Annotated in this window: 7 protein-coding genes; all 7 read left to right on the top strand. The window is 35.7% G+C overall.

What is annotated here, in order from left to right:
• The first annotated feature begins 76 nt into the window (after window positions 1-76).
• The 7 genes from GEMHA0001_RS04395 to GEMHA0001_RS04365 all read left to right on the top strand — a co-directional run bounded on the left by GEMHA0001_RS04395 (window position 77) and on the right by GEMHA0001_RS04365 (window position 14,477).
• Complete coding sequence (locus GEMHA0001_RS04395; RefSeq protein ID WP_003144483.1) at window positions 77-1,063, top strand: YeiH family protein; 987 nt, start codon at window positions 77-79, stop codon at window positions 1,061-1,063.
• A 74-nt stretch (window positions 1,064-1,137) separates the two neighbouring features.
• The gene (locus GEMHA0001_RS04390; RefSeq protein WP_003144575.1) at window positions 1,138-2,064 is read left to right on the top strand and encodes a nitronate monooxygenase; all 927 of its coding nucleotides are present in this window, start codon (window positions 1,138-1,140) and stop codon (window positions 2,062-2,064) included.
• A gap of 349 nt (window positions 2,065-2,413) precedes the next feature.
• The gene (locus GEMHA0001_RS08690; protein WP_003144588.1) at window positions 2,414-3,802 is read left to right on the top strand and encodes a polyadenylate binding domain-containing protein; all 1,389 of its coding nucleotides are present in this window, start codon (window positions 2,414-2,416) and stop codon (window positions 3,800-3,802) included.
• A gap of 493 nt (window positions 3,803-4,295) precedes the next feature.
• The gene (locus GEMHA0001_RS04380; protein ID WP_003144459.1) at window positions 4,296-5,051 is read left to right on the top strand and encodes a DeoR/GlpR family DNA-binding transcription regulator; all 756 of its coding nucleotides are present in this window, start codon (window positions 4,296-4,298) and stop codon (window positions 5,049-5,051) included.
• Between the two features lie 2 nt (window positions 5,052-5,053).
• A complete protein-coding gene (locus GEMHA0001_RS04375; RefSeq protein ID WP_003144592.1) occupies window positions 5,054-5,971 on the top strand; it encodes a 1-phosphofructokinase family hexose kinase in 918 nt (305 codons plus the stop codon).
• A gap of 71 nt (window positions 5,972-6,042) precedes the next feature.
• Window positions 6,043-7,983, top strand: a complete 1,941-nt coding sequence (locus GEMHA0001_RS04370; protein WP_003144464.1) for a PTS fructose transporter subunit IIABC — start codon at window positions 6,043-6,045, stop codon at window positions 7,981-7,983.
• A 773-nt stretch (window positions 7,984-8,756) separates the two neighbouring features.
• On the top strand, window positions 8,757-14,477 hold the full coding sequence (locus GEMHA0001_RS04365; RefSeq protein WP_003144513.1) for a mucin-binding protein: 5,721 nt from the start codon (window positions 8,757-8,759) through the stop codon (window positions 14,475-14,477).
• Window positions 14,478-14,510: the final 33 nt, after the last annotated feature.

Raw genomic sequence — 14,510 nt, 5'->3', positions numbered from 1 at the left:
TGAAGAGAAGTACGGTAAGTAGTATAATTAAGCTATATGTACTTTTTAACAAATATTATAAAAGGGGAAATCTTTTATGGAAAGATTTAAGAGTGTTAATTTTTATTATACCTTAGGTATAATGTTAGTTATTTCGTTAGTGGCGAAATATCTTGCGCAAGTACCAGCGTTAAAACTTTTTGGACACTTGGTAATTGCGCTTGTTATCGGTATGACGTTACAAACGTCAAAAGGATTGAAAGAACAGGTTAAGGCGGATATTCCGTTTATAAGTAATAAGTTCTTGCGCCTTGGGATAATTTTACTCGGATTTAAGCTAGCGTTAGATAGACTTTTAGCCGAAGGGAAGAAAACATTAGTCGTTGCTTTCTTTATTGTACTATTCATGATTACTTTAACTTACTTTATGTGTCGTGCGTTTAAAGTTGATCATGAACTTGCCTTGCTTTCTTCATGTGGTTGTGGTATCTGTGGTGCTGCGGCAGTTATGGGGGTAAGTGGTCAACTTCGTGCGAAAACAGATAACAGTGTTCTTGCTGTTGCGGTAGTAGCGATACTTGGTACAGTATTTACCTTGATAGAAGTAGCCTTGCAACCTTATTTAGGTCTCGATGAGTATAACTACGGAGTATTTACCGGAGGAAGTCTTCATGAAATAGCTCATGCGGTAGCTGCAGGAGGAGCAGGTGGTCAAGTAGCTCTTGATGCTGCGATTCTTACTAAGTTGTCACGTGTTCTTATGCTTATTGTTGTGGCAGGTGTGCTAATTGTAGTTAATAAAAAAACTCAAGATGAAACAAAAGGTAAAGTTCCGATGCCGTACTTTATTTTAGGATTTATCTTTATGAGTATTTTAGGAAGCTATGTTACTTTCTTAAAACCATTAGCACCTTATTTCGTTGATGCAGCGTATATCTTCTTAGGTATGGCAATGGCAGCTCTTGGTATGAGTGTTAACTTTAAAGTTATTAAAGAACGTGGTGTGCGAGTATTCACAGCGTGCTTCTTATCATCGGTGATTTTAATGGTAGTTTGCTACATAGTTGCTAAATTTATTTTCTAATTAGACGACTAAGCGTGTTTTTTAAGAAGTGTAGCCAGGTGGAATTAAAAATAATAAAATGTTGGAGGATAGTTATGACAATTACTAATCTTTTAGGGATAAAGTATCCAATTTTTCAAGGAGCGATGGCTCAAATAGCGAGACATGAACTTGTTTCAGCAGTATCTAATGCTGGGGCGTTAGGAATACTGGCATCAGGGGGAGTGAGTCCTGAAGAACTACGTAAAGAAATTCAACAGTGTAAAGAACTTACCGATAAACCTTTTGCGGTTAACCTAATGCTTATGATGTCGAATATCGATGAAATAATCGATGTTGTTATTGAAGAAGGTGTCAAAATCGTCACAACAGGGGCGGGAACACCTAGAAAATTCATGCCACGTTTAAAAGAAGCAGGGATAAAAGTTATTCCAGTTATTCCTTCTGTGAAAGCTGCGGTGAAAATGGAAGAGTTAGGCTGTGATGCTGTTGTTGTCGAAGGTATGGAAGCTGGAGGACATGTTGGAACTAGTACTACTATGGCGCTATTACCACAGGTAACAAGTGCGGTGAATATTCCTGTAATTGCGGCTGGTGGTATTGCTGATGGACGTGGAATGGCTGCGGCATATTGCTTGGGAGCGAGTGGAGTTCAGATGGGAACTGTATTTTTAGCTTCAGAAGAATGTCCGGTGACAGATGCATATAAAAATATGATCTTAGAAGCGGTCGATACATCGACTACCTTAACAGGAGAAAAATTCGGAGCACCTGTGCGTAGTATTAAAAATGAACTTACAAAAAGATATCATGAACTAGAAGAACAATCTTCAACTCTTATGGAGTTAGAAGAGTTGACGTTAGGGTCATTAAGGCGCGCTGTTTATGATGGAGATGTGGAAAACGGATCTGTTATGGCAGGACAAATAGCAGGGCTAGTTAATGAAATTCGCCCTGTTAAAAACATAATAGAAGATGTAATAAAAGAAGCACGAGAAGTGTTGGAAAAAACAGAAATATAGAATATAAATTAGATCTTAGGGGAGTGATTCAAAAATCGTGATTTTGTTGAGTCACTCCCTTGCAGTTTATTAAATATCTAAAAAGATTTTATAAAGCAAATTTAGATATCAATAAACCACTGCGTCTATGAACTTTGTTAAAATTTAGAGTTTTTGGATAAGTCCTTTACTTTTTATAGAAGTAATCTGTTTGATGGAAAGGAAATGTAAAATATAGTGTGAAATTAACTTTTATCTAAATTCCTAAAGGTTGTAAAATTATAGAGAATAACCATATTTCAATTGACTATAGTTACTCTTTATTATATTATAGTTATATAATTTATCTTTATTACAATAGGAGGGTTTTATGATAGACCAAAGACGTAAACATGTTACTTATGGTTCTTCTTTTAAAGACTTCTTTAAAGGTTTCGTGGACTTCACAGGTTATACATCTGTATCTGGACACTGGTTTCCTGTAGGGAGTATTTTAGGAGGACTTATCTTACTAACAGTTATAGTATTCCAAGGTATGTTTTCTTCAATTACGAGTATTGGTAGAAAATCAAGCCGCAGCTCAGATTACCTACTTAGTGGAGGAGCGTTAAGTGATGGAGTATCTACTCTTCAAACAGGATTAGCATTCGGAATATTTATTCTTATAGCTGGACTTATTTTAATTTTACCTCTAACTGCAAGTTTCACAAGAAGACTACGTGATGTAGGTTTTGCAACATGGGGAATTGTTATTTTAATAGCTTTATATTACATTTTAAGTTATTTCTCAGTGTATTTATTAACTCCGGTTTATGCTATTGTATTCTTCTTTGTGTTAATGTCACTACCATCAAACGCGGTAGAAACTAACTCAAACAGTGAGTTTGCTAGATTTTTCTTAAGACAAACACCGCAAGCTCAACAATACTATAGCCAATTTGCAAATCCATTTGGACAACCAGTTCAATATGATCAATTCGGTAATCCAATTCCGAATCAACCGCAATTTAACAATGGTATGAATCAAGGATTCCAAGGGCAAGCGCCACAAGGATTCAATCCAAACGCACCACAAGGACGCCCGCAACAAGGATTCCAAGGACAAACACCACAAGGATTCAATCCGAATGCACCACAAGGACGCCCACAACAAGGCTTCCAAGGACAAGTACCACAAGGATTCAATCCGAATGCACCACAAGGACGCCCGCAACAAGGATTCCAAGGGCAAGCGCCACAAGGATTCAATCCAAACGCACAACACGGAGGACAACCACAAGGGTTCAATCCAAATGCGCAACACGGAGGACAACCACAAGGGTTCAATCCAAACGCGCAACACGGAGGACAACCACAAGGGTTCAACCCAAACGCGCAACATGGAGGACAACCACAAGGGTTCAACCCAAACGCGCAACATGGAGGACAACCACAAGGATTCAATCCAAATACGCAACACGGAGGACAACCACAAGGGTTCAATCCAAATGCACAACAAGGAGTACAAGAACAAGCTGTTGTGAATGAAGTTCAAGAAGAACAACAAGTGCAAGCTTCTCAAGAAGTGAATGTTGCACCAGAACAACACGTAGAGGTAGCGCCACAAGTGGAAACTGCGCCAGTAGTAGAAACTCCAGCTCCTCAAGTTGAAGAAACTCACCAAGTAGAAACTGTAGCAGTTGCTGGTGGAGCAAGAAGCAGAAGACTTCAAAAGCTGAATAGAGCTGAAGAAGATGTTGCTTTCAAAAAAAGAAGATAATTAATAAGATGATCTAGTAGATTAATAAAAAGGTTCAGGTACAAAACTTGAACCTTTTTCTATTGGGAGTTCTTATTAATTTTCATATTTTGTAATTTTACTACTCAAGAGTATAATACTTACGAGTAGTAAAAATTGAATTAGGGAAGTGTAGAGTTTAGATGAGTAAAAATAACTGAAACACATATTTTTGATTCTACTGACTATTATAGAAAAATGAGAAATCGCTCATCTATTTTGTGGAAAAAAATTTTGCGGTAATAATTTCAAAAAAACTGATCTGATTTAAGATCGCTCACACATTATGAAAAAATCTTAGAAACAAATATGAAAATAAAAAATCGCTCATCATTTAGAAAAACAATCAAATATAAAAAATAAAACACTCATTTTAATCGTTTATTTTGATTATTTATGAGTGTTTTTGCTTGAATTTGATTGAATAGCTATATTATATTAGATATAATAATCATGGGAGTTAGGAGAGAAGAAAATGTTGAATGAAAGATGGAATAAAATTTTAGATTTATTAGATGAAAAAGGATCATTGAATCTAAAGGAGTTGATGGAACATTGTAATGTTTCAGAAGCTACGATAAGGCGTGATCTTACGAATCTAGAAGATAAAAATTTATTATATAGAACACACGGTGGTGCGATGAAACGCTCAGCAGCTCGAGGTAGTGAAGAAAGTGTCGAATCAAAACGTGCAGACTTCCTACAGGAAAAAAGAGAAGTTGCGAAGTACATTTGCGATAATATCTTACAATCAGGGCAGACGATTTATCTTGATGCGGGGACATCGACATATGAAATGATAGAATACCTTCGTGATAGAAGAATAACTGTTGTGACGAATTCAACATATCATTTACCGAAACTTATTAATAACAAAATTCATACAATAATATTAGGTGGAACGATAAAACACTCGACACAAGCTGTCATAGGTTCAGTAGCTATCGAACAACTGAAGAAATATAGTTTTGATATGTGTTTTGTAGGTTGTAATGGAATAGATGAAACTTTTGGTGTGACGACAGCTGAAGAAAATGAAGCATTCATAAAAGCGACGGCGTTAAAAAATGGTAAGAGAAAATACATTCTTGCTGATAAGTCAAAATTTGGACATAGAAAATTCCAAAAATTTGCCGAATTAGATGATGTAACTATCGTATCTTATGAAGTTCCAGAACAATATAAGAAATTTAAAAATATAATAGAAGTAAAAAGTATAAAGGAGGACTAACAGTGTATTATACAATTACTTTAAATCCAGCTGTTGACATGCTGACGACGGCGGAAAATTTCGCACTTGGAAAGCTAAATAGAACCCAAGAAGCGAAGTACGTAGTAGGTGGAAAAGGTATTAACATCTCTATCTTACTAAACAACGTTGGTGTTGATAGTAAAGCGTGGGGGTTTGTCGCTGGATTCACAGGGTATTTTATAAAATCAGAACTAGATAACTTAGGTGTAAAACATGATTTTGTAGAAACGCGCGGAGCGACTAGAATCAACATGAAATTAACTACAGAAACTGAGACTGAAATTAATGGTCAAAGTAGTAGTGTAAACCTAGATAACGTGAGCGACTTCTTTACAAAATTAGAAGTGTTGACGAAAGAAGACGTAGTATTCTTATCAGGTAATGTTATCGCGGGAATGGGTGTTGAAGACTTTAAAGCAATTGCTAAGAGAGTATCGGCATCAGGAGCAACATTAGTTGTAGACAGTAATAAAGAGTTAGTGTTAGACACACTTCAATACAAACCATTTGTAGTTAAGCCGAATGAATTTGAACTTGGTGAAATGTTTGGTGTAACCTTAAATAGTATAGAAGAAATCTTACAATACGCTGAAAAATTACAAGAACGTGGAGCGAAAAACGTCCTTGTTTCACGTGGAGCAGACGGAGCTTTACTGCTAACTGAAGATAAAGAAGTATTCGAAGTTAACGTAGCTAAAGGTAAGATAGTATCGACTGTTGCGGCAGGAGATAGTATGCTTGCGATGTTCGTTGCAAAATACAATGAAACAAAAGACTACCAAGAAGCCCTACGCTATGCATCTGCTGCAGGTGGTGCGACATCATTCTCAGTAGGAGTAGGAAATAAAAAGTTAATTGAAGAATTACTACCACAAATCGAAGTTAAGAAATTAAAATAAAATTTTAATAAATTATTTATAGAAAAATAAAATATTTCCTCGGAAATATATAATTAACAAAGGAGAAAGAAATGAAATTAACAGATGTTCTAAATTATGACTTAGTTCAATTCGGATTCAGCGCTGCTGACAAAAAAGAAGCTCTGAATAAACTAACAAGCATGTTAGTGGAAAAAAATATTATCGCTAGTAAAGAAAACTTCTTAAACGCCTTACTAGCTCGTGAAGCTCAATCAACTACAGGTGTAGGAGAAAATATAGCTATCCCTCATGCAAAAAGTGCAGACTTCGATAAAGCGATGATCGTTTACGCGAAAAGTGACGAAGGTGTTGAGTGGGAAAGTTTTGACGGACAACCAGCTAAACACATCTTTATGATTTGTGCGCCAGATGGTGGAGCAGATGAGCACCTTAAAGCTCTAGCTTCATTATCACAAGCTCTAATGGATGCAGATGTAAAAGTAGGATTAGATAAAGCTACTACGAAAGAAGACGTAGAAAAAGTATTTGCAGACTTCGTAGCGAAAACAGAAGCTCCAAAAGAAGAAAAAACAGCAGCTCCAAGTGGAGAAAAACCATATATCATTGCGGTGACAGCTTGTCCAACAGGTATTGCTCACACATTCATGGCTGCGGAAAAAATCAAAGAAACAGCTAAAGCGATGGGACTAGATGTTAAAGTAGAAACAAACGGTCAAATCGGTGTAGAAAACAAACTTACAAAAGAAGATATCGAAAGAGCAGCGGGAATCATCGTTGCGGCTGATAAAAAAGTAGAAGTTGCACGTTTTGATGGACGTCCAACAATTATGACAAAAGTTGCGGACGGAATTAACAAACCAGAAGAACTTATTCAAACAATCCTAGATGGAAAAGCCCCTATCTACAAACACGACGGAGCAGTAGATGCTTCAGAAGATTCTTCAGCAAATGAAAGTATCGGACGTCGTGCTTACAAACACCTAATGGAAGGTGTAAGCAACATGCTACCATTCGTAGTAGCTGGTGGTATTCTTATCGCATTATCATTCATCTGGGGTATTAACTCATTTGATCCGAAAGACCCATCTTACAACAAAGTTGCAGAAGTGTTATTCTACTTCGGTAAAATTTCATTTAGTATGATGTTACCAATCCTAGCTGGATTCATCGGTCGTTCTATCGCTGACCGTCCTGGATTCATTGTTGGTATGATTGGTGGTATTTTAGCTGATCCAAGTATTTTAGGTCTGAAAAGTGATTTATTAGCATACACTCCTTCAGGATTCTTAGGAGCGTTAGTAGCCGGGTTCTTAGCTGGTGGTATTATCCAAGTATTAAAAATTTCATTCAGCTGGATGCCTCGTTCATTAGACGGTATTAAACCAATCTTCCTATTCCCTATCTTAGGGTCACTAATCATGGGATTACTAATGATCTTCCTAATCAACGCGCCGATGGCAAGTGTTATGGAAGGATTAAAACACTTTATCGAAAGTCTTAACGGAAGCGGTAAATTCATCCTTGGATTCGTAGTAGCTGCGATGATGGCTATCGATATGGGTGGTCCAATTAACAAAGCTGCTTACGTAACAGGTACAGCGCTATTAACATCTGCTGGTTCAGCAGGGAGTGATGTAATGGCAGCAGTTATGATCGGTGGTATGGTACCTCCATTAGCAATCGCTGTTTCAGCAACAATCAACAAAAACATCTGGCCAAAAGCTCAACGTAGTGGAGCGTTAGTAAACTACGTAATGGGATTATCATTCATCACAGAAGGAGCTATCCCATTCGCAGCAAGTAACCCAACACGTGTTATTCCACCGTTATTCATCTCAAGTGGTATCGCTGGAGCGTTAAGTATGACTTTTGGAGCTGTATCAAAAGCTCCTCACGGAGGAATTTTTGCTATCGCAGCAGGTGCTGTAAGTAATTGGCCTATGTATCTATTAGCTTTAGTAATTGGTGCAGTATTAGGTGCATTACTATTAATCGCATCACTAAGTTTTGGGAAAAAGATAGAAGATTAATACGTTAAATATTTTATTTACAAAAATCTATATAAAGTAGATTATAAGGATTCTGATTTTCTTTGCAGAGGAAATTTCAATTATATTTTCCTATTGGTGAGGAGTCGTAAAGACAAATAAGGATAAAAAATAAAATCATAAAGACAAAGTAGTAAATAATAAATGGCTAAAAAGCACCCTTGATAATTTTTGAGGGTGCTTTTATTTTACTTAAATAATAGGTGTTTATAGAAGGATATGTTGTGACATAGAATTTTTCTGTTTACATGATGGAGGTATACCTATATAGGGTATGTAAGAAACTTGATATATATATATATATATATAGAAGAAAAAATATTTACACAAAAAGAAGAAAAATCAATATAGGGGTATAGGGTATATTTTAATGTATTTAAATTTCATTTTAAGTAAAAATAAAATTATATTTAATAATTAAAGAAAATAACTTTTAGAGTTTAGTTAGCTTATTATAACAAAAAAGAGTATTAATTATTTTTTTATAGAAATTTAAAACACATATTGAAACAGTTTTGAAAACGTATTCCCAAGAGGGGAATTTTGAAAATTTTTTTGGGTTAGTATATACAACAGTTGATATTTGTTTTAATATTGCAATTAAATATATTGTAAATTAGAGACAAATGAGCTATAATAAAATAAAAAAAATAAATTTTTTAAATTTTAGGTACGTTTAAGTTACATTTTGTAAAATACGTATCATAGTCATTATGATTTATTTTTATTTTAATCTAAAAGAAAAAGGAGAAGGTATGTTTAGTAAAAATAATACAAGAATGAATAACAAGAAGCAATTCGAAAAAGTTAACCAGTACGGTATTAAAAAGTTTAATGCTGGAACGGCATCGGTTCTTATTGCTTCTGCTTTTATGTTTTTAGGTGGAGCAGCGCAAGCAGCAGACACTAATAAAGAAGAAGCAACAGTAGCAGCTACTGAAAAAGTAGCAGCAGAAAAACCAATAGAGGAAAAAACTGAAACAAAATCAGCTGTAGTAGAAAAAGCTACGGAAGTAAAAGAAGTAAAAGCTGAAGCTAAAAAAGAGGTAAACAAAGCTATTCTTCAAGCAAAAATCAGTCAATTAGATAACCTATTCGTAACATTAGCAGAAAAAGAGTTATCAGAAGATAAACAAGTTAAAACTGTAAGTGCAGCAGTAGAATTAAACAAAGCTAAAGACTTAGTAGCACAATCAACAGCTACACAAGCTGAAGTAGATGCACAAGTAGCAGCATTAGAAGCAGCTATCAATAACTTAAATACAGCAGAAAAAACTACAGAAAAAGCAGTAGACAAAAAAGAAGAAAAATCTGAAACTAAAGTAGCTAAAGAAAACTTAGAAAAAGCAGTTTCAGAAGCAAAAGCAGTAAACCAAGCTGCAACAACATTCGCAACAAAAGAAGTTAAAGAAGAAGCTCCTAAAGCAGAAATTAAAGCAGCGGTAGCAACATCTGAAAAAGAAATCGCAAAAGCATTAGATATCTTCAACTCAGATTCTTCAACAAAATCAGATGCTGATCAACAACGTAAAGAATTAGAGAAAGCTATCGAAGCAGTATACGTAACAATGCAACGTGCAGGACACCGTGGGAAAGTAGAAACAGTATTAGCTGAGACTGCTTCAAAAATCACAGGAAAAGATGTTTTTAGAGATGGAGAAACAGTTAATGCTGTAACAAATGCTTATGTTGAAATGAATGCAGATAATACGGCTCCTACAGGATGGGGAGTTGATACTACTATTAGTACATCTACACTTAAAGCGGGTTCTATTACAAAAATTGAACTTACTAACTTAGCTGAGCTAGGTGCTGGTTTGGCTGTAAATACAGAAATCAGAGCGACTGATGGAACAGTAGTTGGTAAAGTTAAATCTATCGACTTTAAAACAACTACAGGAAACAACAATAACAAATCTGTACCATATTGGGCACAACGTACACAACGTGGTATGACTTATGATCAGCGTGTTGCTGAGCAACCAGCGGTAGCTAACGAAACTGGAACATATACTTACAACATCGAGTGGAACGATAAAGTAAAAGACTATCCGAATGTGTCGTTTGGAGCGAGTAATTTATCGGGTAATGGATATTTAGCTCCACAAATTTCAAAAGACACTCCGTATACAGCGACTATTAAAATTGATGGGCGTACGGTTCTTGAACACACTTATATAAGAAAAGGTCAACAACCTAGCTATCAAAAACAAGGTACTAGTGCATCACTAAGTGAAAACAATGGATTGACATACCTTAATAATGAGCAAATAGGTAGAAATGATTCAATCGTATTAAAAACTGATTCAGATGTTCGTTATGGAGTAGGATCTAAATTTACGATCAAACTTCCTAATGCTGATTTTACAGAATTTAAAGAACTTGCAGGAAGTTCTAACTTTATAAATGGATTAAATACAGCGTCTACTATTAAACCTAATAAAGGTGATAGTATTACTTACCGTCCACAAAATCGTTGGTCTAATGCTAGAGCTAATGAAAACAATGTATGGATTTTACAAGATGGTCGAGATACTGGTTTTACATTAACACCTAGATTAATTTCACCAACGGAATTAGAACTTACTGTTACAGAAGGAACTATTCAAGAAGATTCTATAGTCTCTATGCCTCTTCAATCTTTAGGTGTTGAAAAAGTAATAAAAGACAAAACTTTAACAAGTGAATATTCTAATATTACTTATGAAAATGGATTAATTAAACAAGGTTATGTAGGAAATGATAAAACTGCAGCAACTCTTACTGTATCAGGTGGAGAACCTATTAACGGTGGAAAAGAAGATGTTATAACTAAAGTTCCAAATGGTTGGAGTATTAATGGTGATGGTAAGGTTCAAGGTGAGCCGCCAACAGGAGCTGTTGTTAGAACATTCAAAGATCTAGTAACAGGTGAAGTTATAGGTTTCGAACCAACAAGATATACGGGGAATATTCCTTTAGGTGAAGATGGTTCAAAAGATTATACTAATGTGCTTGGAAACAAATATGATGTAAGTAATGATCACGTAGACTTAGTTAAAGAAGTTAATGGAGAAGAATACATTCTTGCAGATCTTCCTCCTGAAAACGTAAGAGGAACACTAAGTGTTACGAAGACAAGAGCAAGAGATTTATATTCTGAAGAAGAATTAAAAGCTAAAGGTATAAATGGATCTGCATTTGTTACTCCAGCAGAATATGATTACGTTAAGAAAACAAAAGTAGAAGAAGTAAACCGTACAATTAAATTTGTATACGCTGATAATGTTGCAAATCTTGCAGGTACAGAAGTATTCCCATCACAAAAACAAACTGTAAGTTACACAGGTTCAATCAAGTTAACTGCAGAAGGTAAAGCGGTAATTAACTCTAATGACAGACCAGTTTATATTAACTGGAAAGGAACTGATGGTCAAAGTACTGATCTTCCAGAACTTGCAGTACCTCAAAAAGAAGGATATATCGCAAGTGTTGAAAAAGTACCAGTACAAGCAACAACAGCTACAGATGAAGATTACGAATATGTTGTTAAATATACGGCAATCCAAAAAGCGAAAACAACATTTGTAGATGAAAAAGGAAACCCAATTCCAGGAGTAGCTGAAATTACTGAACAAGGTGGATCAGAAACTCCATTAACAAAAGAAGATGAAGTAAAAGCTAAGATCAAAGAACTTGAAAACAAAGGATATGAATTAGTATCTAATACATACCCACAAGGCGGTAAGTTCGATACGGATAAAGATACAGATCAAGAGTTCAAAGTAATACTTAAACAAAAAGAAGTTACAGTAACACCAGATCAACCGAAAACACCAGGAACTCCAGTAGATCCAAACAACCCAGAAGGACCTAAATACCCAGCTGGATTAGAAGAAAAAAACCTAAACAAAACAGTAACACGTACAATTACATACGTATACGAAGATGGAACTCCAGTATTAAATGAAGATGGAACACCAAAAACAGTAACACAAGAAGCTAAATTTACTCGTACTGCTAAAGTTAACTTAGTTACAGGAGAGGTTACATACGGAGACTGGTCAGAAGCTAAAGACTTACCGGTAGTTAAATCACCAGTAGTTAAAGGATTTGTAGCTGATAAAGCAAGTGTTCCTGTTGTAAATGTAACTGGAGATTCAAAAGATACTACAGAGGTAGTAACATACAAACCACTAGGATCATGGATTCCAAACATTCCAGGACAACCAACAAACCCAATCAAATATCCGAATAATCCAGATGATCCAACAAAACCAGGAACTGATAAACCGGTATTACCATACGTACCAGGTATGACTCCAAAAGATGGAAATGGACAACCACTTAAACCAGTGGATCCACAAGATCCAACTAAAGGATATATCATTCCAGATATTCCAAATGATCCAACTCAAAGTACACCAATTAACTACGAAAAAGATACTCAAAAAGCGAAAACAACATTCGTAGATGAAAAAGGAAACCCAATTCCAGGAGTAGATGCTATTACTGAACAAGGTGATTCAGATACACCATTAACAAAAGAAGATCAAGTAAAAGCTAAGATCAAAGAACTTGAAAACAAAGGATATGAATTAGTATCTAATACATACCCAGAAGGTGGTAAGTTCGATACGGATAAAGATACAGATCAAGAGTTCAAAGTAACATTAAAACAAAAAGAAGTTACAGTAACGCCAGATCAACCAAAAACACCAGGAACTCCAGTAGATCCAAACAACCCAGAAGGACCTAAATATCCAGCTGGATTAGAAGAAAAAGATCTAAACAAAACAGTAACACGTACAATTACATACGTATACGAAGATGGAACTCCAGTATTAAACGAAGATGGAACACCAAAAACAGTAACACAGGAAGCTAAATTCACACGTGAAGCAAAAGTTAACTTAGTTACAGGAGAGGTTACATACGGAGACTGGTCAGAAGCTAAAGACTTACCGGAAGTCAAATCACCAGTAGTAAAAGGCTTCTTAGCTGATAAAGCAAGTGTACCAGCTACAAAAGTAACTGGAGATTCAAAAGATACTACAGAAGTAGTAACATACAAACCAATCGGATCATGGATTCCAAATATCCCAGGACAACCAACAAGTCCAATCAAATATCCAAACGATCCAACAGATCCAACAAAACCAGGTAAACCAACAGAAGTGTTACCATACGTACCAGGATACACTCCAAAAGATAAAGATGGAAACCCACTTAAACCGGTTGACCCACAAGATCCAACAAAAGGATATGAAGTACCAAATCTTCCAACAGATCCAAGTCAAAATACAGTAATCAACTACGTAAAAGATACTCAAAAAGCGAAAACAACTTTCGTAGATGAAAAAGGAAATCCAATTCCAGGAGTAGATGCTATTACTGAACAAGGTGATTCAGATACACCATTAACAAAAGAAGCAGAAGTAAAAGCTAAGATTAAAGAACTTGAAAACAAAGGATATGAATTAGTATCTAATACATACCCAGAAGGTGGTAAGTTCGATAAAGATAAAGATACAGATCAAGAGTTCAAAGTAACGCTTAAAGCGAAAGAAGTTACAGTAACACCAGATCAACCGAAAACACCAGGAACTCCAGTAGATCCAAACAACCCAGAAGGACCTAAATATCCAGCTGGATTAGAAGAAAAAGATCTAAACAAAACAGTAACACGTACAATCACATACGTATACGCAGATGGAACTCCAGTGTTAAATGAAGATGGAACACCAAAAGTAGTGACACAAGAAGCTAAATTTACACGTGAAGCAAAAGTAAACTTAGTTACAGGAGAAGTTACATACGGAGACTGGACACCAGCACAAGACTTAACAGAAGTTAAATCACCAGTAGTTAAAGGATACTTAGCTGACAAAGCAACTGTACCAGCTACAAAAGTAACTGCAGATTCAAAAGATACTACAGAAGTAGTAACATATAAACCAATCGGTTCATGGATTCCAAACATTCCAGGACAACCAACAAACCCAATCAAATATCCAAACGATCCAACAGATCCAACAAAACCAGGTAAACCAACAGAAACATTACCATACGTACCAGGATTTACTCCAGTTGATAAAGATGGAAACCCACTTAAACCAGTTGACCCACAAGATCCAACTAAAGGATACATCGTACCAGATCTTCCAACAGATCCAAGTCAAGACACTCCAATCAACTACGTAGCAAATAAAGCAAACCTAGTAGTTAAATATGTAGATGAAAATGGAAAAGACTTAATCCCTGCAGAAACAACAGAAGGAAAAGTAGGAGATGAGTACTCTACAACAGGAAAAGTAATCAACGGATACGTACTTGTTCGTGTAGATGGAGAAGCTAAAGGTAAGAGTTGGAAAAGATGGTTCAACAGTAACATATGTTTACAAACCAATCGGTTCATGGATTCCAAACATTCCAGGACAACCAACAAGTCCAATCAAATATCCAAACGATCCAACAGATCCAACAAAACCAGGTAAACCAACAGAAACATTACCATACGTACCAGGATT

This window comes from Gemella haemolysans ATCC 10379 (assembly GCF_000173915.1).
Classification (GTDB): Bacteria; Bacillota; Bacilli; order Staphylococcales; family Gemellaceae; genus Gemella; species Gemella haemolysans.
This window is presented reverse-complemented; position numbering and strand designations above follow the sequence as displayed.